Annotated in this window: 24 protein-coding genes, 1 tRNA gene and 2 riboswitches; of the genes, 12 read left to right on the top strand and 13 right to left on the bottom strand. The window is 61.1% G+C overall.

Translation table 11 applies throughout. From position 1 onward, the window contains the following. Nucleotides 1-3: 3 nt before the first annotated feature. The 3 genes from KF827_RS13575 to KF827_RS13565 all read left to right on the top strand — a co-directional run bounded on the left by KF827_RS13575 (nucleotide 4) and on the right by KF827_RS13565 (nucleotide 2,192). A complete protein-coding gene (locus KF827_RS13575) occupies nucleotides 4-285 on the top strand; it encodes a copper-binding protein (protein WP_291006470.1) in 282 nt (93 codons plus the stop codon). Nucleotides 286-374: 89 nt separating this feature from the next. Next, the gene (locus KF827_RS13570; RefSeq protein ID WP_291006467.1) at nucleotides 375-1,001 is read left to right on the top strand and encodes an FMN-binding negative transcriptional regulator; all 627 of its coding nucleotides are present in this window, start codon (nucleotides 375-377) and stop codon (nucleotides 999-1,001) included. 45 nt (nucleotides 1,002-1,046) lie between these two features. Then, entirely contained in the window at nucleotides 1,047-2,192 is a 1,146-nt protein-coding gene (locus tag KF827_RS13565) for a 2'-deoxycytidine 5'-triphosphate deaminase (RefSeq protein ID WP_291006465.1), read from the top strand. A gap of 77 nt (nucleotides 2,193-2,269) precedes the next feature. On the opposite strand, the gene KF827_RS13560 is transcribed toward KF827_RS13565, so the two are convergent. Continuing rightward, nucleotides 2,270-2,908, bottom strand: coding sequence for a redoxin domain-containing protein (locus KF827_RS13560; RefSeq protein WP_291006462.1), 639 nt, complete (start codon nucleotides 2,906-2,908; stop codon nucleotides 2,270-2,272). A gap of 17 nt (nucleotides 2,909-2,925) precedes the next feature. After that, a complete protein-coding gene (locus KF827_RS13555) occupies nucleotides 2,926-5,109 on the bottom strand; it encodes a protein-disulfide reductase DsbD (RefSeq protein ID WP_291006459.1) in 2,184 nt (727 codons plus the stop codon). 117 nt (nucleotides 5,110-5,226) lie between these two features. Here KF827_RS13555 and KF827_RS13550 point away from each other — a divergent pair, with 117 nt between their 5' ends. Continuing rightward, nucleotides 5,227-5,763 (top strand): carbonic anhydrase, encoded by a 537-nt coding sequence (locus KF827_RS13550; protein WP_291006457.1) that lies wholly within the window; start codon nucleotides 5,227-5,229, stop codon nucleotides 5,761-5,763. Nucleotides 5,764-5,786: 23 nt separating this feature from the next. On the opposite strand, the gene KF827_RS13545 is transcribed toward KF827_RS13550, so the two are convergent. The 6 genes from KF827_RS13545 to KF827_RS13520 form a co-directional block, all read right to left on the bottom strand. Further along, a complete protein-coding gene (locus KF827_RS13545; RefSeq protein ID WP_291006454.1) occupies nucleotides 5,787-8,258 on the bottom strand; it encodes a methyl-accepting chemotaxis protein in 2,472 nt (823 codons plus the stop codon). A gap of 180 nt (nucleotides 8,259-8,438) precedes the next feature. Beyond that, entirely contained in the window at nucleotides 8,439-8,981 is a 543-nt protein-coding gene (locus KF827_RS13540; RefSeq protein WP_291006451.1) for a hypothetical protein, read from the bottom strand. A gap of 2 nt (nucleotides 8,982-8,983) precedes the next feature. After that, complete coding sequence (locus tag KF827_RS13535; RefSeq protein WP_291006449.1) at nucleotides 8,984-9,538, bottom strand: hypothetical protein; 555 nt, start codon at nucleotides 9,536-9,538, stop codon at nucleotides 8,984-8,986. Nucleotides 9,539-9,771: 233 nt separating this feature from the next. Next, nucleotides 9,772-10,275: a 30S ribosomal protein S9 gene (rpsI, locus tag KF827_RS13530; protein ID WP_291006446.1), complete on the bottom strand. Its 504-nt coding sequence runs from the start codon at nucleotides 10,273-10,275 to the stop codon at nucleotides 9,772-9,774. A 2-nt stretch (nucleotides 10,276-10,277) separates the two neighbouring features. Beyond that, complete coding sequence (rplM, locus tag KF827_RS13525; RefSeq protein ID WP_291006444.1) at nucleotides 10,278-10,745, bottom strand: 50S ribosomal protein L13; 468 nt, start codon at nucleotides 10,743-10,745, stop codon at nucleotides 10,278-10,280. Between the two features lie 165 nt (nucleotides 10,746-10,910). Then, nucleotides 10,911-11,339 (bottom strand): PaaI family thioesterase, encoded by a 429-nt coding sequence (locus KF827_RS13520; RefSeq protein ID WP_291006441.1) that lies wholly within the window; start codon nucleotides 11,337-11,339, stop codon nucleotides 10,911-10,913. A gap of 121 nt (nucleotides 11,340-11,460) precedes the next feature. On the opposite strand from KF827_RS13520, the gene KF827_RS13515 reads away from it, so the two are divergent. Together KF827_RS13515 and KF827_RS13510 are read left to right on the top strand one after the other, a co-directional pair. Continuing rightward, nucleotides 11,461-11,535: transfer RNA gene (locus tag KF827_RS13515), tRNA-Asn, on the top strand. Nucleotides 11,536-11,803: 268 nt separating this feature from the next. After that, entirely contained in the window at nucleotides 11,804-12,997 is a 1,194-nt protein-coding gene (locus KF827_RS13510; protein WP_291006438.1) for a hypothetical protein, read from the top strand. A gap of 57 nt (nucleotides 12,998-13,054) precedes the next feature. On the opposite strand, the gene KF827_RS13505 is transcribed toward KF827_RS13510, so the two are convergent. Together KF827_RS13505 and KF827_RS13500 are read right to left on the bottom strand one after the other, a co-directional pair. After that, complete coding sequence (locus KF827_RS13505) at nucleotides 13,055-13,462, bottom strand: type II toxin-antitoxin system VapC family toxin (protein WP_291006435.1); 408 nt, start codon at nucleotides 13,460-13,462, stop codon at nucleotides 13,055-13,057. Next, nucleotides 13,459-13,737, bottom strand: coding sequence for an AbrB/MazE/SpoVT family DNA-binding domain-containing protein (locus tag KF827_RS13500; RefSeq protein ID WP_291006432.1), 279 nt, complete (start codon nucleotides 13,735-13,737; stop codon nucleotides 13,459-13,461). The genes KF827_RS13505 and KF827_RS13500 overlap by 4 nt, the downstream gene beginning before the upstream one ends. A 140-nt stretch (nucleotides 13,738-13,877) precedes the next feature. After that, nucleotides 13,878-14,017: riboswitch (SAM-I-IV-variant riboswitch) on the top strand. A 50-nt stretch (nucleotides 14,018-14,067) separates the two neighbouring features. Here KF827_RS13500 and metA point away from each other — a divergent pair. Then, nucleotides 14,068-14,988 (top strand): homoserine O-succinyltransferase, encoded by a 921-nt coding sequence (gene metA / locus KF827_RS13495; protein WP_291006429.1) that lies wholly within the window; start codon nucleotides 14,068-14,070, stop codon nucleotides 14,986-14,988. 22 nt (nucleotides 14,989-15,010) lie between these two features. Here the strand turns inward: metA and KF827_RS13490 are convergent, their stop codons facing one another. Both KF827_RS13490 and metE read right to left on the bottom strand, forming a co-directional pair. Further along, nucleotides 15,011-15,781 carry an acyl-CoA thioesterase gene (locus tag KF827_RS13490; RefSeq protein WP_291006426.1) on the bottom strand — a complete coding sequence of 257 codons (771 nt, stop codon included), beginning with the start codon at nucleotides 15,779-15,781 and terminating at the stop codon, nucleotides 15,011-15,013. Nucleotide 15,782: 1 nt separating this feature from the next. Continuing rightward, nucleotides 15,783-18,155 carry a 5-methyltetrahydropteroyltriglutamate--homocysteine S-methyltransferase gene (metE, locus tag KF827_RS13485; RefSeq protein ID WP_291006422.1) on the bottom strand — a complete coding sequence of 791 codons (2,373 nt, stop codon included), beginning with the start codon at nucleotides 18,153-18,155 and terminating at the stop codon, nucleotides 15,783-15,785. 99 nt (nucleotides 18,156-18,254) lie between these two features. Continuing rightward, nucleotides 18,255-18,480, bottom strand: a riboswitch (cobalamin riboswitch). Between the two features lie 179 nt (nucleotides 18,481-18,659). Between metE and KF827_RS13480 the strand changes: the two genes are divergently transcribed. The 5 genes from KF827_RS13480 (at nucleotide 18,660) to KF827_RS13460 (ending at nucleotide 24,525) form a co-directional block, all read left to right on the top strand. Further along, the gene (locus KF827_RS13480) at nucleotides 18,660-19,454 is read left to right on the top strand and encodes a response regulator transcription factor (protein ID WP_291006419.1); all 795 of its coding nucleotides are present in this window, start codon (nucleotides 18,660-18,662) and stop codon (nucleotides 19,452-19,454) included. Nucleotides 19,455-19,557: 103 nt separating this feature from the next. Beyond that, nucleotides 19,558-21,072, top strand: coding sequence for a deoxyribodipyrimidine photo-lyase (locus KF827_RS13475; protein ID WP_291006416.1), 1,515 nt, complete (start codon nucleotides 19,558-19,560; stop codon nucleotides 21,070-21,072). Further along, nucleotides 21,069-22,397 carry an NAD(P)/FAD-dependent oxidoreductase gene (locus KF827_RS13470; RefSeq protein WP_291006413.1) on the top strand — a complete coding sequence of 443 codons (1,329 nt, stop codon included), beginning with the start codon at nucleotides 21,069-21,071 and terminating at the stop codon, nucleotides 22,395-22,397. Before KF827_RS13475 ends, KF827_RS13470 begins: the two co-directional genes overlap by 4 nt. Next, the gene (locus KF827_RS13465; RefSeq protein WP_291006410.1) at nucleotides 22,394-23,215 is read left to right on the top strand and encodes a DUF1365 domain-containing protein; all 822 of its coding nucleotides are present in this window, start codon (nucleotides 22,394-22,396) and stop codon (nucleotides 23,213-23,215) included. The genes KF827_RS13470 and KF827_RS13465 overlap by 4 nt, the downstream gene beginning before the upstream one ends. Further along, a complete protein-coding gene (locus KF827_RS13460) occupies nucleotides 23,212-24,525 on the top strand; it encodes a cyclopropane-fatty-acyl-phospholipid synthase family protein (protein ID WP_291006406.1) in 1,314 nt (437 codons plus the stop codon). The genes KF827_RS13465 and KF827_RS13460 overlap by 4 nt, the downstream gene beginning before the upstream one ends. A 16-nt stretch (nucleotides 24,526-24,541) precedes the next feature. On the opposite strand, the gene KF827_RS13455 is transcribed toward KF827_RS13460, so the two are convergent. After that, complete coding sequence (locus KF827_RS13455; RefSeq protein WP_291006403.1) at nucleotides 24,542-25,234, bottom strand: DUF6134 family protein; 693 nt, start codon at nucleotides 25,232-25,234, stop codon at nucleotides 24,542-24,544. Nucleotides 25,235-25,419 lie beyond the last annotated feature (185 nt).

Raw genomic sequence — 25,419 nt, 5'->3', positions numbered from 1 at the left:
AAGATGAAAAAAACGATCATGGCATTTGCCGCTATAATGCTGGCCTTGCCAGCCTGGGCACAGACCGGCCAGACCGATGGCGAGGTGCGCAAGGTGGACAAGGCGCAAGGCAAGGTCACGCTGCGCCACGGCCCGGTTGCGGCCTGGAACATGGGCGGCATGACCATGACCTTCCAAGTGCCCGACCGCGCATTGCTCGAAAAACTGAAGGAAGGCGACAAGGGCCGCTTCACACTCCGCAAGGACAACCAGGGTTACTGGCTGCTGGAAGCCGAGATGCAATAGCAAACTGGCACCATCGACCGGTGCCTGAATGGCGCTGGTCGATGGGTGCGGAATCCGCCATGGTGGCGGCCTGACCGGGAGGCCCAGCCATGTATGTTCCGCCGCATTTCCTGCAATCCGATCCGGCCGCCCTGCATGCCGCGATGGATACAATCGCCTTAGCCACATTGGTAAGCCATGGCGCCGATGGCATGCTGGCCAGCCATGTGCCGCTGCTGCTGGATGCCGCACGGGGCGCCCATGGCGTGCTGCGCGGCCATCTGGCGCGAGCCAATCCGCAGGCACGGCAAAAGCCGGATCAGGCTTTGGCGATCTTCCTGGGGCCGGAGGGCTATATCTCGCCGGGCTGGTATGCCAGCAAGCGCGAGCATGGCAAAGTGGTGCCGACCTGGAACTACATCGCCGTGCATGCCAGCGGCCGCCTGCGCTGGATCGAGGATGGCGCGGAACTGCTCGGCCTGGTGCACGACCTGACCGAGCGCCACGAGGCCGGTCAGGCCCAGCCCTGGGCGGTGAGCGATGCACCGGCCGATTTCATTGCCGGCATGTTGCGCGGAATCATCGGCTTCGAACTGGAAATCACCGGCCTGCAAGGCAAGTGGAAATTGGGGCAAAACCGCCAGCCCGCCGATATCGCGGGCAGTGTGGCGGGCCTGCGCGGGCAAGGCGCGGACGATCTGGCGGATGCCATGGAGCAAGCCTCGCCCATGGCATGATGGCAGCCATTGAAAAAACCGGCATTTCCGCCATAGTGCGGGCCGATGAACCAGACCGTGACGCCCTCCTCGCTGCTGCCAGACTCCAGCCCGGCGGATACCCGGACCGGGGTGCTGCCGGCGCAGCAGATTCATGCATTGATCCGCGCCAAGGATATCCGGGCGATCAACGACATCACGCCCGAACAGGTGCAGCCGGCCAGCCTTGATCTGCGCCTGGACAAAATCGCCTACCGCGTGCGCGCCAGCTTCCTGCCCGGCCCCAATGGCAATGTGATGGACAAGCTGCGCCAGCTCGATGCCTACGAGATCGACCTGAGCCAGGGCGCGGTGCTGGAAAAAGGCTGCGTCTATGTGATCCCGTTGCAGGAATCGCTGGACCTGAAGGCGGATATCACCGCCACCGCCAATCCCAAAAGCTCCACCGGCCGACTGGATATCTTCACCCGCCTGATCACCGACAAGGCCAGCGCCTTCGACCGGATCGAACGCGGCTATAAAGGCCCGCTCTATCTGGAAGTGGCGCCGCAAACCTTCAGCGTGATCGCACGGCCCGGTGTGAAGCTGAATCAGATCCGCTTCAAGCGCGGCAATCCGCTACCCGTAGGCCAGGCCGAACTGCGCGAGAAATTCGCCAACAAGGAATTGATCGAAGGCGGCAGCCAGCAGGCGGATTTCCGCGGCGGTCGCATCGACTTCTCCATCGACCTGATCGGCACCCAACGCAACGGCCTGATCGGTTACCGCGCCCGCAAGCATGCCGACCGTATCGACCTGGAAAAGATCGGCCATTACGATCCGCTGGATTTCTGGGAGCCGATCCATGGCCGGCCCAATCATCCGCTGGTGCTCGATCCGGCGGATTTCTACATCCTGGTCACCCAGGAAACCGTGAAGATTCCGCCGGATTACGCCGCCGAGATGCTGCCCTACGATACGTCGGTGGGTGAATTCCGGGTGCATTATGCCGGCTTTTTCGATCCCGGCTTCGGCTGGGGCGACACGCCATCAAAGGCCGTACTGGAAGTACGCTCGCATGATGTGCCCTTCCTGCTCGAACATGGCCAGGTGGTGGGCCGCCTGCAATACGAATACATGGCCAGCCGCCCCGAGCGGCTTTACGGCCAGGGCGGCGGCTCGAATTATCAGGGCCAGGATCTGGCTCTGGGCAAGCAATTCCGGCGCGGCTAGAGCGCTTCAAGCATGGACCCTCGCAACAAGTGCGAGGGTGACGACTGGTGTTATGCCGATCAATTCGCAGACTTGGCTCAACTCGCGTATTTGATCGTGCAGCCATAGGCGCGCGTGAGCGGCGGATCCATGACCTTGCCGTCTTTCGCCGCGACCAATGCCTCGCGCACATAATTGCGCGCGGTCTTCACATCATCCAGGCGAGTGGAGGGCTTGTCGTCGATGGCGCCGATATAGGCCAGCTTGCCGCTGGGATCGATCACATACATATGCGGCGTCACCTGCGCGCCATACATCTGGCCGATCTTGCCATCGGTATCGAACAGTTTGTAACTAGGCGCGGCATTGCGCTCGGCGGTCAGCTTGCGCGCCTGTTCCGGCGTGACGAAACCCTGCTCGCCCTTATCTGACGACAGCAGCGTGAGCCATACCACGCCCTCGCCCACGGCCTGCTTCTGCAACGCCTGCATGTTGCCGGAATTGTAATGCTTCCGCACGAAGGGGCATTCGTGATTGGTCCATTCCAGCACCACGGTCTTGCCCTTGAAATCGGAGAGCGCAACGCTCTTGCCATTCATGTCGGTGGCGCGGAAATCCGGTGCCGCAGCGCCAACCTTGGCCAGCGGTTCGGCCAAGCCCGGACCGGACAGGATTGCGGAAACGCTGAGCACGGCACCGAAAGCAAGAGACATACGCATGATATCGCGACGCTGCATGGCAGGTTCCTTTCGCATCAGAGTTTGTTCAAGGCTTCGATCACCAATCCTTCGGTGAGCAATTGCGGCAACACCACCGGCGCACGCGCCGGATCGGCCGGGTACAACACATAAAGCGGCACGCCGGAGCGGCCGAATTCGTTCAGGTAGCGGGTGATGGCGGGATCGCGCCGCGTCCAATCGCCCTTCATCGGCAGCACATTGCGCTGTTGCAGTTGCGCCGCCAGGCCGGCAGAAGACAACGCCGCGCCTTCGTTCACCAGGCAGGTGATGCACCAGGCCGCCGTCATGTTCACCAGCACCGGCCGGCCCTGGCGCCGCGCCTCGGCGATGCCATCGGCATCGAAGCGGTCCCAGGCAATGGCCGAACCCTTGGCGCCGGGCATGCTGCCAGCCGATGTAGTGCTGGCCGATGCAGCATCGCGCGCGGACGGTGCCGCATCATCCGCCCCAGCCAGCGGCACGCGCAACAGCAGCAAAGCCGCCACCACGCCGATACCGGCCAGGGCAATCCCGACCGGACGCCAGCGCCCCTCGCCGAACCGGCCCCAGCCCCAGACGGCAAAGCCCAGCGCCAATACGCCCAGCAAAGCCGCCAGCATGGTATCCGGCCCGGTCTGTTGCGCCAGCACCCAGATCAGCCACGCCGCCGTTGCGAACATCGGGAAGGCCAGGAATTGCCGGAAGCTCTGCATCCAGCCGCCCGGCTTGGGCAGATAACGCGCCAAGCCCGGCACCAGACTGAACAGCAGGAAAGGCAAGGCAAGGCCAAGGCCGAGCGAAAGGAATACCGCCAGGGCCACCGGCTTTGGCGCAGTGAGCGCAAAGCCCAGAGCCGCCCCCATGAACGGCGCTGTGCAGGGCGTGGCCACCACCACGGCCAGCGCACCGGTGAAGAAGGCACCCGTGCTGCCGCCCCGGCCGGCCAAGGCCGCGCCGATATTGCCGCCGCCGCGCAATTCAAACAGCCCCATCAGATTGAATCCGACCAGCGCCATCAGATAAGCCAGCAACAGCACCACCACGGGATGCTGTAACTGATACCCCCAGCCGATCGCCGCGCCGCCATCGCGCAGCACGATCAGCAGGCCGGCCAGCAGCGCAAAGGTGGCCAGCACGCCGGCGGTGTAGGCCAGGCCCTCGCGCCGCACTTCGGCACGATGCGCATTGCCCAACCGCGCAAAGGCCAGGGCCTTCATGAACAGCACCGGAAACACGCAGGGCATCACATTCAGGATCAGGCCACCCAGCAATGCCAGCAGCATGGCCTCTATCACGTCAACATCGCCGCCCGGCATGGCCGGTGCAATACCGCCGATGCTGGCTGCGGCCATCGTTGGCACCACACCGGGCGTGGCGCGCAGTTCAAACGCCTGGCGCGCCACCAGCCCGCCATCCAGCTTTTCCGCCAGCACCAGCACGCCTTCCAGCGGCGCCACCGGTTTGCCCGCATCGATGCCGCGTTTCAGCGCCAATTGCAGCCCTTCGGCACCCACGCTCAGCGGCTGCAACGCCGCATGATTGAGGGCATTGCCGTCATAGGGAAAGAAATAGGCTTCGGCCAGACGATCGGCCTGCAAGCCGGTTGCCGCCACATGCAGCTTGAGTTTGGCATCGTCACCGCCCAGCGTGGCCTGCCATGGGCTGGGCTTGGGCTGGGCCAGGCTGGCTGCCGAGAATAACCGGCCATACCGCGGATCGGCCGGCGCGCTGGCTGCGGCCACGGGAAGCGTCAGGCTGAGTTCCGCCTCTTCCGGCACGCAGATCTTTTCGCAGACCAGCCAGGTGGCATTGGCATTCAGCGTGATGCTTTCACCCGGCTTGGCATCGGCTGGCGCGGTGATCGCCACCGGCAGCACGAATTCGTCCTTGAAACCGTAATTCACCAGGCCTTCGATAGGCATGCGATAGGGCGCGGGCCATTGGATATCCCCCGCCTTCCAGCCTTCGGGCAGGCTCCACTCGATTTCCGTGGGCAAACCTGAATCGCCGGGATTGCGCCAATAGGAATGCCAGCCGGCGATATGCTTCAGCCGCAAGCCAAGCTGGACCGTCTCGCCCGGCGCGATGGCGCTGCGCTCGGCCACCAAGGCGGCTTCGCTGTATTTGCTGCGAAACGGCTCCGCCGCCTCGGCCGGATGACCAGCCAAGCCCAGCAGGCAGGGCAGCAAAAACAAGGCGATACGGGGAAGCTTACGCATGCCGGCAAGGTAAACCCTGCCCCGCGCAGGTCAACCCCGCTTAAGGCCGGATTGCCACCTTCACGCTGGATTGATCGGCTTCACCAGATTACGCTGGTGGAAAATGGGGAATTTTGAATGACCTGCTGCAATTCGTCGCATTGGCCGCGTCGCCGGTTTCTGGTGCAGGTCGGCGCCGGGCTGGCAGGTTGGGGCCTGCTGCATGGCGCACCAGCCAGTGCCCATAGCGCACCAGCCAGTGCCCATGGCACCGAGGCCCTGCTGCTCACCTGCATGGATTACCGGCTGACCGACGATGTTGCGCGCTATATGGCCGGGCGTGGCATGGCCGAAAAATACGATCATGTGATTCTGGCCGGCGCCTCACTGGGTGTGTTCATGGCCGATTACCCAGCCTGGGCGCAAACTTTCTGGGACCATGTTGATGTGGCCATCAAGCTGCACGCCATCAACAGCGTGATCATCCTGGATCACCGTGATTGCGGCGCCTACAAGCTGGCGCATGGCGCGGCCCATGCGGAAAACCGCGCCGAGGAAACCCGCCTGCATGCCGCTACGCTGCACAAACTGCGCGATGCGATTGCCGCGCGCCATGCTGCCCTGAAGGTGGAAACCCTGCTGATGGCGCTGGACGGCTCGGTGGAAGCCGTCTAGCGCCAAAAGCCTAACGCCAAAGCCTAGCGGCTGAAATGCCGCGCGATATCCGCTCGCGTGCGTTCGTCGCTGGTGGTGTAGGAAACACCGATATACTTTTCCTCGACGCGCGCCACGCGGATATTCACATCCAGTTCGCGCAGTTGGCCGGCAATGCGCACCTGCACCTTGGCTTTGCGGGTTTCGCCTTCCTGCAGGCGTATATCCACCGGGCCGAAGAACAAGCCGTAATTGCTCCAGTTGCGCAGCGGATAGCGGTGATTGTCGATCAGCACACAATCGCCGGTGCCGGTATCGTAGCGCAGGTCGCGGCGCCGTTCGGCATTGCTGCGGCTCTTGAAGAACCCTACCAGTTCGGCCAGCAACTGCGCCTGATTGGACAGCGACTGCGTGGCGGCATGGGTTTCTTCCACCAAGGCAGCATTCTGCTGGGTCATGGTATCCATCGCGTTGAAAGCGGTGTTCACCTCGGTAAGCGCCGTGGCCTGCTCGCTGCTGGCCCCGGCGATTTCGCCGACGATCTCCGACACTTTCTTCACGGCCTCGACGATATCGGCCAGGCTGGCGCCGGTCTGCTGCACCAGCTTGGCGCCCTCGCGCACATGGCCGCCGGATTCAGCGATCAGCGTTTTGATTTCCTTCGAGGCGTTGGCCGAACGCTGCGCCAGGGCACGCACTTCCTGCGCCACCACGGCAAAGCCCTTGCCGGCCTCGCCGGCCCGCGCGGCTTCCACGCTGGCATTGAGCGCCAGCAGATTGGTCTGGAAGGCGATCTCGTCGATCAGCGCCATGATGTCGGCTATCCGCGCCGAACTGCTTTCGATGCGCTCCATTGCCGAAACAGCCTGCTGCATCACCAAGCCGCCTTTGCTGGCGGTATCGCGCGCGGCAACGGTGAGGCGATCGGCCATGGTGGCATTCTCGGCATTCTGTCGCACGGTCTGGGTCACTTCATGCATCGAGGCAACCGATTGCTCAAGCTGGGCCGCCTGACTTTCCGTGCGCGAAGCCAGATCCTCGCTGCCCGATGTGATATCCTGCGAAGCGGCGCGCACCACCTCCACGCTATCGATCAAACGGTTGGAAAAACCGCTCAGCGTTTCCATGGTGGCATTCACATCGTCGCGCACCTTGCCGAAAATGCCGCTGTATTCATAACCGATGCGACGATCCAACTGGCCATCGGCCAGGGTATGAATAACCTCGGCGGCTTCATGCAGCGCCTTTTCCACCATGCCTACCATCTGGTTCATGCCAGCGGCGAGATCGCGGAAAAACCCTTCCTTGCCGGCAAGGTCGATACGATAGGTCAGGTCGCCGCGATTGGCGGCCTGCACCAGGTCGCGCACCTCGTTCTCGGCCTTGATCTGCGCGGTCACGTCCTGCCATTCCAGCACCGTGCCGAGACGTTCGCCCTCCCGCGAGACGACCGGCGCTGCCGTCAAACGGAAATCATGGCCGGCCAATTGCAGCGATGCCTTGTGCGGCGCGGCCAGGCGGTCGATCAGATCGGCCTGCATGCGGGCATCCTTGTGGAAATCGTCGATCGAGCGGCCGATCAGCTTGTCGGTATCGAACCCAGGATAGCGCTGCTGCAGACCGGCGCCCAGGCCGGCGAACAACCGGCGGAAAGCATCGTTGACGAACACGATCTTCCGCTGGCCATCGGCGATGATGATGTTGGCGCTGCTGTTGCTCAACGCAGCGGTCAGCACTGCCGCATGGCGGAAATTGCCGGCGATATCGCCGAACAGCGCGCCCAGCCGGTTGATATCGCGGATCAGCCCATCCTTGGGCGGCTGCACCCGGATATTGCCATCCGCCAATTGCTGCACAGAATCCGTGAAGGCCGCCAGCGGCCGGGTGACATAACGGAAATAGCCCAGTTGCAGCAGCAGCGTGAACAACACGGCCATGGCCAGCATGCTGGCGAACACCACCTGGGCATGCTTATCCAGCGCCACGCTTTCACTCATATGCTCGCCGATTTCGGCCATATGCATGTCGATCAGATCCGACACCGCACCGGAAACCGGATCTATGGTCTGGTAAAGCAGTTGCGTGACGACATGATCCAGGCAGGCGCGGTCCTGTTCGCGCAGGCAGGCACGCAAACGGCCGGTCATCGCATCGGCGGGTGCGAACAGGCTTTCGACTTTATCCACGCTGGCCTTCACCTTGGCATCGGTGGCTTTGGCGCGGATATTCGGCCAGGTGGCTGCGATAACTCCCGCAGCCTTTTCCACCGAAGCCAGGCTATCGGCAAAAGGTTGATTGCCGTTACGCGCCTTGTGGGCGGCATCGACAATATCCACCGCATAGGCATCGGCTACCTTCTTCAGCTCTACCGTAGGCGTGACATGCTGCGAGAAGGCATTCTCGAAAACCTGGGTCTGCTCATCCGCCGATTTCCAGCCGACGCCCGAGGAAATCACCAGCAGAGCCAATACAAGCGCGGAGCCGACAAGCGAAAACACCGAAAATGAGATACGCATACTGCCTCCCACAACAGCCCCAGGCGGGCCGGAAATATTGATTGCGGAATCAGTATGGAAAAGGCCGCCGCAATCTCCGGCTCTATAGCCGAGATAGCAAAAGCTGAAACATTATTTTCCAGTAATGGCGTTTTTATGCCGCGGCAGGTGGCAACAGCCAGGCTTTTGCCGGCTAAGCGATCAGGCCACGCCCGAACGTTCGTCGTCCATCACCCGCACGAAGAAGCCTTCATTGGCCGGCAGCATGCGCTCCAGTATCGAGCGCGCCACCACATGGTTGGGGGCGGGAATTTCGTAGAACCGACCTTCATTCCACTGGAAGGCCGTTTCCGAAAGCTGCATCGAGCGCTGGCCAAGTTGCGGGTTATGCGCCAGCAAACGCCAGGACGGAAAGCGCGGATCGATGCCTTCCATCGGGCTTGCGGTGTAGATGAAGGGCAAATCCACTTCCGCATGCCGCTTGTTGATGGCTTGCAGTTCGTCCTGCGCGCGGCCGATCTGCTCATCCAAGGTGGCAACCGCATTGCTTTCTTCTGCCACCGATTCATCGAAGCGCACCCGGTCATGCTCGGTAAATTCGCGGCGGGCGATCACTTCCTGCACCTCGCGCTCCACCGTGCTCCAGCCGGCGCGCAGACGCTCGGATATGGTCAGCACGATCAGCAGGAAGATGCCGAGATTGGCAGCCACGACCAGGGTTTCGATGAAATCGCCCAGCGTCACGCCTAATACTCCGTGAGCTTGAGCTTGCCGGTGAACGGGCGGATAGCCAGAATCTGGCCATTCGTGCCGGCCCATTGCTTCACCATGCGTTCGGCGGTGGCCTTGTCTTTGCCCCACAAAACAAAGCGCGCATAGCGGCGGCCATGCACACCGCTGCCGGTGGAGCCGCTGCCATCGAAAGGATAGGTGTTGGCCGGGCCCACCGCTTTGGCATAACAGCCGACCGCGCCTGGCGAGGGAATGCCGATTTCATAAACCACGTTGGAGCGCGGGTCGGAAAGCCGGATTTCGCTGGCTGTCGCCGCGGCACTTTCCGCCTGCACTTGAGCCAGAGTGCGTTCCCGTTCCGCTTTCAGATCGCGCTGACGATCCACCTCGGCGCTGCGCTCGGCCAGCTTCTCCTGCGCCAGGCGCAAACGCTCCACCTCTTCGTCGTATTTCAACTCGCGGCGCGCGTATTGCTCGGCCATCTGTTCAAGCCAGTTGGCCGAGAGGCCGACCAGGAAAAACAGGCCGATTACCGGAATCAGAGAAAGGACTAGGTTGCCAAGGGTCATCTCATCCCGCTTCGGGCAGACCAGTACGGCTCTGAGATAAATATATCGGTGAGCCGCAGGCTTCTGCCTTGTAACGACAATCAGCGATTCTCCGGCGCGAATCAACAATTGTGTCGCCGTTTCGTATAAACAATCGGTAATAGTATCGTTACGCCAACAAAAAAGGCCGGGGTTTCGCCCGGCCTTTCCGTCTGTCCTCCGTACCCGGAGGGCAGCAAATGGATACCCTGATATCAGCGCTTCGAGAACTGGAAGCTGCGGCGGGCCTTCGGCTTGCCGTACTTCTTGCGCTCGACCACGCGCGGATCGCGGGTCAGGAAGCCCTGGGCCTTCAGGGCCGGGCGGAGCGCCGGCTCGAAATAGGTCAGGGCCTTGGAGATGCCATGGCGCAGCGCGCCGGCCTGGCCAGACAGGCCGCCGCCGACCACAGTCGCCTGCACGTCGAACTGGCCGGCGCGGTTGGTCAGCACGAACGGCTGCATCAACAGCATGCGCAGCACCGGGCGAGCAAAATAGTCATTGCTCTCCTTGCCGTTCACGATCAGCTTGCCGGAGCCCGGCTTCAGCCAGACGCGGGCAATGGCGTTCTTGCGCTTGCCGGTGGCATAGGAGCGGCCGAACTTGTCCAGCTTGCGCTCGTTGCCGCCCTCGGCGGTGGCCGGGGTGGCGGCGCCGGCCGCCTTCTTCAACTCCGAGCCGCCCTGGCTCAGATCGGCGAGAGTACGTGCCTCAGCCATGATCAGTCGGTCCTCTTGTTCTTACGGTTCAGAGCGCCAACATCCAGCGTTTCGGGCTGTTGGGCCTCATGCGGATGCTCGGCGCCGCCATACACCTTCAGCTTGGTGAGCTGACGGCGGGCCAGCGGGCTTTCCTTCGGCAGCATGCGCTCAACGGCCTTCATGATCACGCGCTCGGGGAAACGACCCGACAGGCGCTGGCCGATGGTGGCGCTCTTCACGCCGCCCGGATAGCCGGTATGCCAATGGAACACGCTGCGCTCGGCCTTGCGGCCGGTCACGCGAACCTTGGCGGCGTTGATGACAATGACATGGTCGCCGGTATCGACATGGGGCGTGAAGATGGCCTTATGCTTGCCACGCAGACGCATGGCAACCAGGCTGGCCAGACGGCCCAACACCAGGCCATCGGCATCGATCAGCACCCACTTCTTGTCGACCTCGGATTCTTTCGCGGAGAAGGTCTTCATCTGAGAAATCCTAAGACAGGTCGCCCCGTCGCCTGGATTGGCGCCGGGATCGGGGGCGGGTTATGCCGTCAGTCGCGCACGCTGTCAAACGATTTTCGGCTGATTTTCATATATTTATAACGAGGTAAAATAATACCACATATCTATTGATGCAATATCAATGAGTTAGGTGGTTTTTCGGGCGGGTGGAATGGCATAGGTCACCGTGGCATGGGCCACCGGGCCGGCATCCTGCCCTTCCGAGTGGATCAGCACATCCATCACCGCCAGGGTCTTGCCGCGCTTGAGCATGCGCGCCTCGCCCACCAGGCCGGTCGGCTCCGGTTTGCGCAGGAAGTTGATATTCAGATTCGTGGTGACCGCCAGCGCCACCGGGCCAATCTGCCCCAGCAGCAGCAGATAGGCGGCGCAATCGGCCAGGGTCATCAAGGTAGGGCCCGAGACCGTGCCGCCCGGGCGCAGATGGCTGTCATTCACGCCGATGCTCAGACGCAGGCTATCGCCCTCGAAATGCTCGATTCGCATGCTCATCGGGGCCATTTGCGGAAACTCGCGGGCCAGGAAGGCCTGCAATTCGTCTTTTGTCATGCGCATCTGATATCCTCCCGCCTCCCGACTTAGCATGGCGCGGAAAACCGGAAAACCGACGGCCGAAAAAATCACCCTCAAGGCTTGCGAAGCCGAGCCCCTGCGGCTAGTTTGCGCGCCGCGCTGTTCCCAGGTAGCTCAGCGGTAGAGCAGGCGGCTGTTAACCGCCTGGTCGGGGGTTCGAATCCCTCCCTGGGAGCCATTTTTCCTGTCGCGACCTGATTTTCCGCTTCTTGAGCAAAAAATTTCATCAAAGTTAGAAGTAGCTGAGTTCTATATCCTGTTGCAGGTAGGGTTGCGGGAATCTCCATAACCGCTCTTCGCGTCACACTTCCACAATAGTATTGTAAACAATACCTGTACGCAAAATGACGCCCCTATTCGTTTCGCCCAATTTGCCGCACCCCGCGCGAAACATTCTCCAATGGATGCTCTGCTGATCTGGACATAGCCGTTAAGGGAATCTGGCAATGAAAGTCACCCTTACACAACACCCGGTTGGCCAAGGCGGATTGATGAGCGGAATACTCACTTCCGACGCTTCAAGTTTCCATTGGGTTTATGACTGCGGATCGAATCAGACGAGTGCTTTGAAACGTGAAATAGACTGCATCAAAACACGAGGACATGTAGACTTCCTATTCCTGTCCCACCTCGACAGCGACCATGTGAACGGCATTGATCATCTGCTGTGCGCAACCTCGGTTAAAGAAGTAGTCCTTCCGTATCTGGGAAATATTGATCGGATTATCGCCGCTGCACACGATGATGCGACTGGCGCATTGACCGGGACATTCCTAACGTTTCTCACAGACATTGAAGGCTGGTTCGCTGCGCGTGGTGTTGAACGCATCAGCTACATCATGCCCAATAGCGACGACGGCGAGGGAGGAGCAGGAGATGGACCGATTTTACCAGGAGAGGACGACAAAGGCGGCCACAAAGTTGAAATCATAGCGCAATGGTTAGATAAACTGACCAGCATAAATTCTTCGCTTATTGGCCAATCAGTGGGGCAAAAAGGAAGCGGCGCAAGTTTGCAGATATTAGGGTTAAATTGGCTATTTGCCCCCTATGCACATTGCCCCTCGAGCAAAATACTCGAGCTTTTCCAAGCCGAACTTCAGTCATACTTCCACGGTCGCCACAACGATCCCAATTTTCTCATAGATGTGCTGCGCAATAAGGAAAAGCGGGAAAAATTGCGAGCGTGCTATGACCTAATCTGGTCCGATCATAATCTCGTGTCGATGTCACTGTATGCTGGACCAATACACTCTGGGAAATGGCAAAGCTGTTGTCAGAGGCTTCCGCACGGCCTGCAGTATCATCCTTATCATAAACGTGGTGTCGGCTGGCTTGGCACCGGAGATATGCATCTGAATATCAGACGGCGGCGCCAAGCATTTCTCAAATACTATAAGAAATTACTTCAGCAAGTGAATGTCTTTGTTCTTCCGCATCATGGGGCATGTCAAAACTTTGCGTCATCGCTGCTCAGCCCACTCCCTCGCTACGCCCAATGCGTTGCTGCGTCCGGTCGAAATAGCTACGGGCACCCCCACCATTCTGTGATTCATGCTGTGCAAGCTGACCAGAAAATCTTTGTGCATGTCAGCGAGAAAATACTCTCAGCATTGGCATGGCATCACAGCGCCCTCTAAGGCTTGCGGATTGCATAATCGGTTTTTGCGCCCCCGCCCGATAAAGGCCGCAGTCGCCTATCCGCGATCCCAGTTCTCCATCCGGAGCGGGTCCGGAATGCGGGCAAATGCCTTGTCATTCGTCACCAGCATTGCATTGGCGGCAACCGCCTGAGCGGCGATCATCATATCGAGCGGGGCAAGCGTGATGCCCTTGGCTTCGCAAGCGGCGCGGAGATCGGCATAGGTCTGTGCCGCATCATGATCCCATGCCAACACATCGACGCGCAGCAGGAACTGGCGCACGCGCTCGGTCAGCATGGCTGGATAGCTTCGCCGGGCGAGGCCATACAGCAACTCGCCTTCCGTCACCGCTGAAATCGCGATCTCCTCCATCGGCAGCGATGCCAGCCGCAGGCTGATCTCCGGCCTGTCGCCGCGAATGACATGGCTGGCGATATTGGTGTCGAGCAGATAGCCGCTCATTCCTTTCCATCCTTGAAAGGCCAGCCCTTGAAAGGATCGCGGTTATGGGGCGACGGATCGCGGTCGGCCGGCCCCATGAAATCGCCTGGCACATCGCCCTTGCCATACAGCGCGAACAGGCCGTCCCATGAAGCGGGCTTGCTGGAAAGGATCACGTCTCCGGTTTTCGGGTCGCGGCGCACGAAAACCTCGCTGCCCTCGAAGCGGAATTCCATCGGCAACCTGACGGCCTGGCTGCGGCCGGTGGTAAACAATTTCGCGGTTCGATATCCCATGGCAGCCCTCATTGGTAGCTATCATAATATATAGCGTCACGCTCGGTATATATCAAGATATGTACCATCTCCTCTCCTCTCTGAAGCCAGCGTATTCCCCAAACCCTCTTGTAAATCTGCCCGCCCGCTTCTATTTTCCCGGCCGACATCAAGAGTTGGGCGGACGCCCAACGCCAACCTGCCGATCCGGGCAAGGTGGCGATCCTCGAGGCTAGCGATCCCCAAAGGATAGCGATCCTCGCGGGATGATGTGGCCCGACCGGCAACCAAACGGAAAAAGCCACCTCAAAGCGTCTGCCCTCGATCGTAGTGAAGGGACCAGTCGCGGCAATGCCCATCAAGATTCCAGACACCCTGCCCGCCCGCCAGACGCTGGAGCGCGAAGGCGTGATCGTGATGCGTGAAACCGATGCCGTGCGCCAGGATATCCGCCCGCTGCGCATCGGCCTGCTCAACCTGATGCCCAACAAGATCGATACGGAAACCCAACTGGCCCGATTGTTCGGCGCCACGCCGCTACAGATCGAGCTCACTCTGCTGCGGATTTCCAACCATGTGTCGCGCAACACGCCGGCCGACCACATGGCCTCGTTCTACCGCCCGTGGGACGATGTGCGCACCGAGCGGTTCGACGGCTTCGTGATCACCGGCGCCCCGGTAGAGCGCCTGCCCTTCGAACACGTGACGTATTGGGATGAATTGCGCCGGGTGTTCGACTGGACGCAAACCCATGTGCATCGCTGTTTCAACATCTGCTGGGCGGCGCAGGCCTCGCTGCATCATTTCTACGGCGTGCCGAAACACGAATTGCCGCACAAGGCCTCGGGCGTGTTCCAGCATCGCTGCCTGGCGCCGGCCTCGCCCTATATGCGCGGCTTTTCCGATCTCTTCACCGTACCGGTTTCGCGCTGGACCGAACTGCGCCGCGCCGATGTGGAACGCCATGCCGGCCTGGAAATCCTGGCCGAAAGCGATGAAACCGGCCTCTGCCTGATCGATGATGCACGCCATCGCAGCCTGCAGATGTTCAATCATCTGGAATACGACACCACCACGCTGTCGGACGAATATCACCGCGACAGCGCCAAGGATCCGGCCACGCCGTTGCCGCAATACTATTTCCCCAACGACAATGCCAACCAGCCGCCGCCCAATCGCTGGCGCGGCAATGCGCATCTGCTGTTCGGCAACTGGATCAACGAAATCTACCAAACCGCACCATTCGAACTGGCCGAAATCGCTGCGGCCTGAAAGCCGCAGCGACACCCGGCCATCAACTCACGCTAGCCGGCCGGTGATCGCCATCCACCGCCACCATGGTGAACGAACCGCTGCCGCATTGCCGGCGCGCACCGGTTTGCAGGTTTTCGGCGCAAAGCAATACTTCAACCGCCATCGAGCTACGGCCCTGATCGGTCACCCGCGCCACCAATTCTATCACCTCGCCTTTCTGGATCTGATTGGCGAAATCCACCCGGCGCGAACCGGCCATCACCACGGTTTTTCGGCAATGGCGGGAAGCCACCACGAAAGCCGCCTTGCCCATGGCGGCAAGCGCGTTGCCGCCATAAAGGCTGCCGTAATGGCTGGTCTGTTCGGGAAACACCATCTCCACCATATGCAGGGCATCGTCTCCGGCTGATACGGGTTTCTCCACAAGCGGCGGCAAGCGTCCGCCGATTGCATCCAGCGCATCGCCAACCCCCACCATGTTGAATACACCGATGGCGCAACGCCGGCGTTCAGCAGAGATCGGCGCTTCCGCCATCATCTCCACTGTCACGGCAAGCGAGCGGCGGCCGACACGGGTTACCTGCCCGGTCAGTTCCACGATATCGCCCAGCCGCGCCGGCGCTGCGAAATCGATACGCTCGCAGGATGCGGTGACGAAATCCACATGGGCATGGCGCGAAGCGGCGATGAAGGCCACCTTGTCCATATGCGCCAAGCCGATGCCGCCGAATAGCGTGCCGTGATGATTGGTATGGCCGGGAAACACGATATCGAGCAATCGTGTCGGACCGGCAAGGCCGATACGCCCCATCTCAGGCCTCCGCCAGGCTGGCGCGCAACTGCCGCGCCGCCGCCACCATGTTCACCAATGCCGGCCGCACCTCTTCCCATTTACGGGTTTTCAATCCGCAATCGGGATTCACCCAGATCTGCCAGGCGGCCAGCCGATCGCTGGCCTTGACCAGCAGTTCGGTCATCGCCTCCACATCAGGCACACGCGGCGAATGGATATCGTAAACGCCGGGCCCGATTTCGTTGGGATAACGATAGCCAACGAAGGCATCGAGCAATTCCATCTTCGAGCGCGAGGTTTCGATGGAAATCACATCGGCATCCATCCGGCCGATGGAATCGATGATGTCGTTGAACTCGGAATAGCACATATGGGTGTGTATCTGCGTGCTGTCCTCCACGCCGGAAGCAGACAGCCGGAAACACTCAACCGCCCATTCCAGATAAGCCTGCCATTCACTGCGACGCAGCGGCAGCCCCTCGCGCAGGGCAGGTTCGTCGATCTGGATCGCCTTGATGCCAGCAAGCTCCAGATCAATCACTTCCTGCCGCAGCGCCAGGGCAATCTGCCGGCATACCGTGGCGCGAGGCATGTCGTCGCGCACGAAAGACCATTGCAGCATTGTCACCGGCCCGGTCAGCATGCCCTTCATCGGTCGACTGGTCAGCGATTGTGCATAAGCCGACCATTCCACCGTCATCGGCTTGGGCCGCGACACATCGCCGAAAATGATCGGCGGGCGCACATAGCGCGAGCCGTAGCTTTGTACCCAGCCATGTTTGGTGAATGCATAACCGGCCAGTTGTTCGCCGAAATACTGCACCATGTCATTGCGCTCGAATTCGCCATGCACCAGCATGTCGATCCCGATCTCTTCCTGCCAACGCACCGCCTGCTCGGTCTCTCGACGCAGAAAGCCGGTATAATCTGCCTCCGACAGGGCCCCTTTGCCATGGGCCGCGCGTGCCTTACGAACCGCTTCGGTCTGCGGAAACGAACCGATGCTGGTGGTGGGGAATGCAGGCAACTGCAAAACAGCTTGCTGTAAATTACGCCGATGCTCATAAACACTGGTGCGGCGTGCCATTGCCGGCGTAATGGCGGCAAGCCGTTGTGCCACGGCCGGATCGTGCACGTTGGCCGAGGTTGCCCGTCGACGGATAGCAATTGATGCGGCATTCAGTTCCGCCCACACGGCTTCGCGGCCCTGCCGCAATGCCTTACCCAGCAAAACCAGTTCCTTCAGTTTCTGCACGGCAAAAGCCAGCCAGCTTTTCAGGTCGGCAGCCATGTCGGTTTCCAATTCCAGGTCGATCGGCACGTGCAACAACGAGCACGACGGCGCGATCTGGATCGGTCCGGCATCGTGGGAGACGATTACCGCTTCAAGCCGATCGAGAATCCCGGCCAGATCGGCGCGCCAGATATTGCGACCATCCACCACGCCCAGCGACAACACCTGATCGCGCCGCGCACCGGCCAACAGCGGCTGTAATTGTTCGGGCGCACGCACCAAATCCACATGCAGCCCGGCCACCGGCAGGCTTTGTGCGCATGCGAGATTGTCGCCCAACTCACCGAAATAGCTTGCCAGCATGATCTTCAGGTTCGGCACGGCGCGGGCAAACAGGCCGTAGGTATGCCGCAAGGCGTCACGGCTGCGTTCGTCTAGGTCGAGCACGAGGCAGGGTTCGTCGATCTGCACCCAATCGGCGCCGGCCGCCGAAAGCCTGCTCAGCATTTCCACATAGACCGGCAGCACCGCATTCAGCAATGCCAGCGGATCGCCCGTCGGATCCTTGCTTTTGCCAAGTTTCAGATAAGTCACCGGCCCCAGCAACACCGGCCGCGTGTGATAGCCCAGCGCCTTGGCCTCATTGAATTCATCCAGCGGCTTGGTTGAAGCCAGGGTGAATATCTGGCCCGGTTCGAATTCCGGCACCATGTAGTGGTAGTTGGTATCGAACCACTTGGTCATTTCCAGCGCCCGTACACCCAATGTCGGCGCATCATGCGCGCCATGGCCGCAACACGCAGCTTGCGCGCCGGCCTGATTGCCGCGCGCCATGGCGAAATAGGTATCCAGCGGCACGGCTCCGCCCTGCCAGCCGTAGAAAGCCGGAATGGCGCCCACCATCACGCTGGTATCGAGCACATGGTCGTATAGCGAAAAATCGTTGGACGGCATGATGCCGATCCCCAGTGCATGCTGGCGCGCCCAATTGGCGGCACGCAGGCCTGCGGCAACCTCGTAAAGAGCATCGGCGTCGATCCTGCCGGCCCAATAATTTTCCAGCGCGGTTTTCAATTCGCGGCGCGGCCCGATCCTTGGCAGGCCCAAAGCGGCGACCTGAACGGAACGGGTTTGATCAGACATAGTTTGGTTAGACATCGGCTTAACCCCATGATTGGGGGCAAAGGCCGAGCGGACGCATGCAGAATTGCGGGCCACGCGGCCCGCTGCAGGCATTCCACCGGGACACCCCGCCCAGGAACGTATCGCTGTCGGGGCAGGTCTCCTGGCTTGCGGGTCTTCGCTTTGTCCGGCCTTCCCGGAACCGAAAGGTTCCAGTGACGCGAATGGACTTGGCTCGCCGCTTACAGTTGCGGGGGCAGCGCCGGCATTGCCCAGGCATATCCTGGGCGCACCGGCTTCCCTCTTAGCTTTGGCGCCCCCCAATCGAGAGGCCCAAAGAACCACGACGCAGGCATGCTGAGCGAAACGAATTTCGCTGTCAATATAAATATATGCTTATGTAAGTATATTTTTATTTATATCACTGGGCGAAAAAATAGACGAAATATGTCGAATTTCCCCGCTTTCCTTCCCATGCCTGTGATCGCTGGCACAGCAGAAAAACCTGACAGCCCCCTGCCGGCAGGCTAGACTGTCGGCATGCAGACACTCAGCCAGACCACCGATACCGGCAATCATCGCCCCCAGCCGCCCCAGCCCTGGAAGCTGCTGATCGTGGACGACGAACCCGATGTGCATGCCCTGACCAAGCTGCTGCTGCGCAATTTCAACCATCGCGAACGTGGCATCGAATTCCTCTCTGCCCATTCCGCTGAAGAAGCGCGGCCGATCCTGCGCGATCACCCCGATATCGCGCTGGTGCTGCTGGATGTGGTGATGGAAAGCGATCATGCCGGTATCGAGCTGATCGACTATATCCGCAAGGAACTGGGCAATACCGCGATGCAGATCGTGATCCGCACCGGCCAGCCCGGCCAGGCGCCGCCGCTTACCCTGGTGCGCAGCCACAGCATCAACGACTACAAGGAAAAGACCGAACTCACCCAGCAGAGCATGCTGCTCACCGTGGTGAAAGCCCTGCGCCTCTATGAGGAATTGCAGCCGACCTATGCCTCGGCGGCGAAATACGATGCGCTGGACACCAAACTGAAGGCCGGCGCCGACGACCGCGAATTGCTGCGCCTGCTGAAAGGTACGGCGGATGCTGGCGAGGAGGAAGGCGGTTCGGATTCCCGCCTCTCCAGCCTCACCGACCGCGAACGCGAAGTGCTGAAATGGCTGTCGCTGGGCGATTCCAACAAAGCCATCGCGCTGCGCCTGGGCGTACAGGAAGTGACCGTGAAGGCCCATCTGCGGCAAATCTTCACCAAGCTGCAGGTCTTCAACCGCACCCAGGCGGCTTCGCTCGCCCTGAGGATGCACGACCTCGACTAAATCCTGCTTCAGTCTGATCTGATCCGCCGGGCTGTGATCCAGCCCGGCGCCGGCAGCGTATACTTGCAACATATCGCAGCCGACAGATTGAGTGCGCCTTCCCATGGCCGAACAAGCCGCCCCCGCCCTGCTCTGGTTCCGCCAAGATTTGCGTCTGGCTGATAATCCGGCCCTGCATGCCGCAATGGCAGACGGCCGACCGGTTCTGCCGGTCTATATCCTGGAGGACGGCATCCCCGGCGGGATTCGTTCTTGGGGCGGAGCCAGCCTGTGGTGGCTGCATCATGCCCTGGCGGCCCTGGATAGCGACCTGCGAAAACGCCATGGCAGCGGATTGCTGCTGTTGCGCGGCGATCCGCGCAAGCTGCTGCCGGCGCTGGCCACGCAAGTCAGCGCCGCCGCACTGCATTGGAACCGCCGCTACGATGCCGAGGGCATCGCCGTCGATACCGAAGTGAAAGCCCGGGTGAAAGCGCTGGGCCTGAGCGTGGAAAGCCATAAGGCGGCTTTGCTGCATGAACCTTGGGAAATCCGCAATCAATCGGGTTCGTGGTTCAAGGTGTTCACGCCGTTCTGGCGCGCCTGCCAGCAAACCGGCGCACCTGCCGCCCCCCTGCCGGCGCCGAAAAAGCTGCGATTGGCTGCGTTACCGAAGCTGGGCGATAGTCTGAAGGATTGGCGCCTGCTGCCCAGCAAACCCGATTGGGCCGGCGGCCTGCGCAAAAGCTGGACCCCAGGCGAAGCCGGCGCGGCAGCACAGCTTGCTGATTTTCTGGATCACCGTATCAAGGGATATACCGGCAACCGCGACCGGCCGGATTTGCCGGGTACATCCCGGCTATCGCCGCATCTGCATTTCGGCGAGATTTCACCGCGCCAGATCTGGCATGCCGCCCGCATGCGCGAGGATGCCGGCAGCCTGCCATCCAGCGATCTTGCAAAATTCCTCAGCGAGATCGGCTGGCGCGAATTCTCGCACCATCTGCTGTTTCATTTCCCGGATTTGCCAAGCCGCAATTTCCGCCCGGAATTCGATGCCTTCCCCTGGCGCACCGATAAAAAGCTGTTGCAAGCCTGGCAACGCGGCCGCACCGGCTATCCCATCGTGGATGCCGGCATGCGCGAGCTGTGGCAGACCGGCTGGATGCATAACCGCGTGCGCATGATCGTGGCGTCTTTCTTGGTGAAGCATCTGGGCCAGGATTGGCGCAACGGCGAGGCCTGGTTCTGGGATACCCTGGTGGATGCCGATGCCGCCAACAATGCCGCAAGCTGGCAATGGGTGGCGGGATCCGGCGCCGATGCCGCACCGTATTTCCGCATCTTCAATCCGATGTTGCAGGGCGAGCGTTTCGATCCAGCCGGCGTTTACATCCGCCGCTGGCTGCCCGAACTGTCCGCCCTGCCCGATGCCTGGCTGCACAAACCCTGGGCGGCACCGGAATCTGTGTTGCGCGCGGCCAAGTTGGCTTTAGGCAAGGATTACCCACATCCGGTGGTGGACCACGCCACGGCACGTGAAAAGGCACTGGCAGCCTTTGCCTCGTTGCGCGATAAAGAAACCGATGGGAAGGCCAGCAAGACGGTCGCTAAAAAAGCGGCCAAGGGGGCGGCATGAATAAAACCGGCCAGCGCATTGCCGTGATCGGTGCCGGCATCAGCGGCCTGGGCGCGGCCTGGGCGCTGTCGCGCCATCATGCGGTTACGGTATTCGAGGCCAATGCCTATCCCGGCGGCCATAGCAACACCGTGCAGGTGGATTACGATGGCACGCCGATTGCCGTGGATACCGGCTTCATCGTTTTCAATGACTGGAATTATCCCAATCTGGTAAAGCTGTTCGCGCATCTGAACGTTCCGAACATGCCCAGCGACATGTCGTTTGCCATCTCGGTGGGCCTCGGCGCCACGCGCGGCCAGTTGGAATGGAATGGCAGCAATCTGGCCAGCCTGTTCGCCCAGAAGCGTAATCTGCTGCGACCCAGCTTCCATCGCATGTGGCGCGACATTCTGCGTTTCAACCGCAGCACCGTTGCCGATCTGGAAGCCGGCGCGCTGGAAGGCATCAGCCTGGGCGATTATCTCGCCCGCGAAGGTTACTCCGAAACCTTCACGCTGGATTACCTGCTGCCGATGGGCGCGGCGATCTGGTCGGCGCCGATGGCCGAGATGATGGCCTTCCCGGCCGTCACCTTCGCGCGATTCTTCCGCAATCACGGCCTGCTCAGCGTGAACGACCGGCCGCAATGGCGCACCGTGCAGGGCGGCAGCCGCGAATATGTGCGCCGCCTGCTGGCCGATAGCAAACTCGACCTGCGGCTCAACACGCCGGTCGCATCGCTCAGCCGCGACACCGAAGGCGTATCGCTTGCAGGCCCGCAGGGTCCGCTCGGCCGTTTCGACCAGGTGTTGCTGGCCTGCCATGGCGATCAGGCCTTGCGCATTCTCGGCAGCCAGGCCACGGCGCAGGAACGCGACATCCTCGGCTGCTTCCGCTTTCAACCCAACATCGCGGTGCTGCATCGTGATGTGAAGCAGATGCCGGTGCGCCGCGCCGCCTGGGCAAGCTGGAACTATCTTTCCGAGCCGCGCCGCGACCTGAACCGCCGCGTCGGCCTTACCTACTGGATGAACAAGCTGCAAAGCATCGATCCCGGCAAGCCGCTTTTCGTCACCATGAATCCCATCGAGCAGCCTGATCCGAAGCTGGTTTTCGCCCGCTTCGAGTATGAGCATCCGCTATTCGACCGCGCCGCCGTGGCTGCGCAATCGCGCCTGAACGACATACAGGGCAAACAGCGGTTGTGGTTTGCCGGCGCCTGGGCTGGTTATGGTTTTCACGAGGATGGCTTCACCGCCGGCCTGCGCGTGGCCGAAGCGCTGGGCGCGCCGGCGCCGTTTGCCGCCGATAGCCGGCAGCGCCTGCTGGAGGCGGCTGAATGAATATCAGCGAAACCGCCAGCCTCTATCGCTGCCGCGTGATGCATGAACGGCTGGCGCCATTCCGCCATCGTTTCGAATACCGGGTATTTTCCCTGCTGCTGGATATCGACAGGCTGGCCGATCTGGCTGCGCGCTCGAAACTCTTCGCCTATAACCGCTTCGGCCTGTTGTCGTTCCACGACAAGGATCATGGCCCGCGCGACGGCTCGCCGCTACGCCCCTGGGTGGAGGCCGCCTTGCGCGGCGCCGCGCTTGAACAATACGGCGCACGGATCAAGCTGTTCTGCTTTCCGCGCCTGCTGGGCTATGTGTTCAATCCGCTCAGCGTGTATTTCTGCTACGATGCAGAAAACAGGCTAGGCGCCATCCTGTATGAAGTGAAGAATACCTTCGGCGACCAGCATGGCTATCTGCTGGATACCCGCGCCTCCACCCATGGCCGTATGATCAGCCATGATGCCGGCAAGGTTTTCCACGTCTCGCCCTTCATCGCCAAGGATGGCGATTATCGTTTTCGCATTCTGCCGCCGGCCGAAAGCATCGCCATCCATATCCGCCATGATGGCCCGGAAGGCCCACGCCTGATCGCCACCCAGACCGGCAGGCACGAAGCCTTCAGCGATGCCGCCTTGCTGAAAGCCTGGCTGCGCCATCCGCTGATGACCTTGAAGGTGATGGCCGCCATCCACTGGCAGGCGCTGTTCCTCTGGCGCAAGGGCGCGCCTTTCTTCAGCCGGCCCGACCCGCCGGCACAACCGGTAAGCCTGCCGAAAACGTTTGAAGCAACACCAGAGAAATCAGGGGAGTTTGCGGCATGAGTGAATATGCTGCCGATCGCAAGGACCGTTTTACCCTCGATGGCAACCAGAACCATAACCGCCCAGACTCCATCGCGCCGATAGAGCTGCATTCGGCCCAGGATGCCTTCCGCCTGCATGGCCTGAACCGCTGGACGCGGCTGATGGTATCGCTGGCGCCGCAATTGTCGCGCGGCTCGATCACCATCGGCCTGCCCGATGGCCGCCGGGTGATTGCGCGCGGACCCGAGGCCGGGCCGGATACGGAAATCACCCTGCGCAACAACCGTTTTCCCAAGCGCATGCTGCTGGGCGGTAATCTTGGCGTGGGGCAATCCTATGTGGAGGGCGATTTCGATTGCGACGATCTCGCCACGCTGTCGGAATGGGCCTGCCGCAATGGCGAGTTGGACGACACGCTGATGGGCAAGCCCTGGCTGCGTGTGCTGCGCCGCCTGGCCTTTGCGTTTTCCACCAACAGCAAACGCGGCAGCCGCCGCAACATCGCCTATCACTACGATCTCGGCAACGATTTCTACCGGCTTTGGCTGGATCCCTCGATGACCTACTCATCGGCGGTGTATGAGCATCCGGGCCAGAGCCTGGAAGCAGCGCAAGCCGCGAAATACCGCCGGCTGGCCGGCGAAGTGCTGCGGCTCTCGCCAGGCGAAACGGTGCTGGAAGTCGGGTGCGGCTGGGGCGGCTTTGCCTGCCTGGCGGCAAAGGAATTCGGCGTCTCGGTGCATGCCATCACCATCAGCCGCGAACAGCACGATTTCGCCAAACGCCGGGTTTTCGAGGCCGGGCTGGCCGACAAGGTGCAGGTGGAATTGCGCGACTACCGCGACACGCAAGGCACATACGACGCGATTGCCTCCATCGAAATGATCGAGGCGGTGGGCGAAAAATACTGGCCCACCTATTTCGACATGCTGCGCCAGCGCCTGCACGACACTGCTCACGGCAAAGCGGGCCGCGCGGCTTTGCAGGCCATCGTGATCCAGGACAAGTATTTCGAGGCCTATCGCGGCACGATGGATTTCATCCAGGCCTACATCTTCCCCGGCGGCTTGCTGCTGTCGCCGCAGAGCATCCGCGACCAGGCCGCGCAGGCCGGCTTGCAGGTCACCCGCTCGGATGGCTTCGCGCAGGATTACGCCCGCACGCTGCATGAATGGACGCGGGACTTTTCAGCAGCCTGGCCGCAGATCCGCGCCCAAGGGTTCGACGAACGCTTTCGCCGCATGTGGATGTGGTATCTCGGATATTGCGAAGGCGGCTTCCGCGCCGAAACCATCGACGTACTGCAATTGCGGCTCGACCCGGCCTGATGATCCGTCAGCCGGGTTACTCGCCAACCAGCCGGTAATCCACGATCGAGCCATCCGACTCCGCCTGGAAACGCGTCTTGGCCCAGCGGCCTTGCGCGTCGTACCAGATTTCCAGCCGCAGATCGCCATCCAGCGCATACCGCTTGCTGCCGGGCGCCACGCCATCCTCCGCCTCAACCGGCTTTTCACTCACCCCCACCTTCAGCAGCTTGCCCGATTGCGTGTTCAGCAGCAGGTCATGGCGGGGAAATGCGCTGTTCCAATAACTGGTGGGCATGATATTGCCCGGCGCCAGACCGGTGTAATCCGTGCCCTTGACGCGCAGGCTGTCGCCTTCCGCCTCGGCATCCAGGCGCAGCTTGGCGCCGTTGTCGTCGGTGCGGGAATGGATCGAAACCAACCGCCCGCCGCGCCAGACTTCCTCGCTGCGATGATGATAGGTATACACCGTCACCATGCCGAGCAATTTCACCGTCAGTTCGATCTGCGTGGCCACGCGGGTTTCATCGCCCTGGCGCTCCACGCTCACCCGGTGATAGCCGATATCCTGATTCTTGCGGATGGCGCGGAATTCCCGCGACCAGCTTTCATCGGCGGCAGCGGCCGCTCCGGCCAGCCAGCCGATCAGAACGGCGCCAAGAATGGCCGCCAGCGTTAAGCGGTAAACCTTGCCCACCCAGAAGCGGGGTGAATCCTCACCTAAGTTCAACGGTTTATCATACCCAATTTTGAATGATGTCCTAACCTGCAACCATTTGCTTAGAAAGCCAACTAATAAATTTACGAATTTCATTCGGTTAGAGAATCTACTGAGGATAGTAGTTTTAGAGTGTGTGGTAGCCATCGCACTTCTTGGACCGTGTTCAACCACACTCAACCTTCACTCGGCTGGTT

Origin of the sequence: Ferrovibrio sp. (assembly GCF_019636075.1) — a bacterium.
Classification (GTDB): domain Bacteria; phylum Pseudomonadota; class Alphaproteobacteria; order Ferrovibrionales; family Ferrovibrionaceae; genus Ferrovibrio.
The sequence above is the reverse complement of the archived record's forward strand: the minus strand, read 5'-3'. Positions and strand labels throughout refer to the sequence as shown.

Bases quoted from the DNA above. Each gene is read 5' to 3' on its own strand.
- KF827_RS13575 (WP_291006470.1), top strand. From the start codon at position 4: ATGAAAAAAACGATCATGGCATTTGCCGCTATAATGCTGGCCTTGCCA.
- KF827_RS13570 (WP_291006467.1), top strand. From the start codon at position 375: ATGTATGTTCCGCCGCATTTCCTGCAATCCGATCCGGCCGCCCTGCAT.
- KF827_RS13565 (WP_291006465.1), top strand. From the start codon at position 1,047: ATGAACCAGACCGTGACGCCCTCCTCGCTGCTGCCAGACTCCAGCCCG.
- KF827_RS13560 (WP_291006462.1), bottom strand. From the start codon at position 2,908: ATGCAGCGTCGCGATATCATGCGTATGTCTCTTGCTTTCGGTGCCGTG.
- KF827_RS13555 (WP_291006459.1), bottom strand. From the start codon at position 5,109: ATGCGTAAGCTTCCCCGTATCGCCTTGTTTTTGCTGCCCTGCCTGCTG.
- KF827_RS13550 (WP_291006457.1), top strand. From the start codon at position 5,227: ATGACCTGCTGCAATTCGTCGCATTGGCCGCGTCGCCGGTTTCTGGTG.
- KF827_RS13545 (WP_291006454.1), bottom strand. From the start codon at position 8,258: ATGCGTATCTCATTTTCGGTGTTTTCGCTTGTCGGCTCCGCGCTTGTA.
- KF827_RS13535 (WP_291006449.1), bottom strand. From the start codon at position 9,538: ATGACCCTTGGCAACCTAGTCCTTTCTCTGATTCCGGTAATCGGCCTG.
- rpsI (WP_291006446.1), bottom strand. From the start codon at position 10,275: ATGGCTGAGGCACGTACTCTCGCCGATCTGAGCCAGGGCGGCTCGGAG.
- rplM (WP_291006444.1), bottom strand. From the start codon at position 10,745: ATGAAGACCTTCTCCGCGAAAGAATCCGAGGTCGACAAGAAGTGGGTG.
- KF827_RS13520 (WP_291006441.1), bottom strand. From the start codon at position 11,339: ATGCGCATGACAAAAGACGAATTGCAGGCCTTCCTGGCCCGCGAGTTT.
- KF827_RS13510 (WP_291006438.1), top strand. From the start codon at position 11,804: ATGAAAGTCACCCTTACACAACACCCGGTTGGCCAAGGCGGATTGATG.
- KF827_RS13505 (WP_291006435.1), bottom strand. From the start codon at position 13,462: ATGAGCGGCTATCTGCTCGACACCAATATCGCCAGCCATGTCATTCGC.
- KF827_RS13500 (WP_291006432.1), bottom strand. From the start codon at position 13,737: ATGGGATATCGAACCGCGAAATTGTTTACCACCGGCCGCAGCCAGGCC.
- metA (WP_291006429.1), top strand. From the start codon at position 14,068: ATGCCCATCAAGATTCCAGACACCCTGCCCGCCCGCCAGACGCTGGAG.
- KF827_RS13490 (WP_291006426.1), bottom strand. From the start codon at position 15,781: ATGGGGCGTATCGGCCTTGCCGGTCCGACACGATTGCTCGATATCGTG.
- metE (WP_291006422.1), bottom strand. From the start codon at position 18,155: ATGTCTAACCAAACTATGTCTGATCAAACCCGTTCCGTTCAGGTCGCC.
- KF827_RS13480 (WP_291006419.1), top strand. From the start codon at position 18,660: ATGCAGACACTCAGCCAGACCACCGATACCGGCAATCATCGCCCCCAG.
- KF827_RS13475 (WP_291006416.1), top strand. From the start codon at position 19,558: ATGGCCGAACAAGCCGCCCCCGCCCTGCTCTGGTTCCGCCAAGATTTG.
- KF827_RS13470 (WP_291006413.1), top strand. From the start codon at position 21,069: ATGAATAAAACCGGCCAGCGCATTGCCGTGATCGGTGCCGGCATCAGC.
- KF827_RS13465 (WP_291006410.1), top strand. From the start codon at position 22,394: ATGAATATCAGCGAAACCGCCAGCCTCTATCGCTGCCGCGTGATGCAT.
- KF827_RS13460 (WP_291006406.1), top strand. From the start codon at position 23,212: ATGAGTGAATATGCTGCCGATCGCAAGGACCGTTTTACCCTCGATGGC.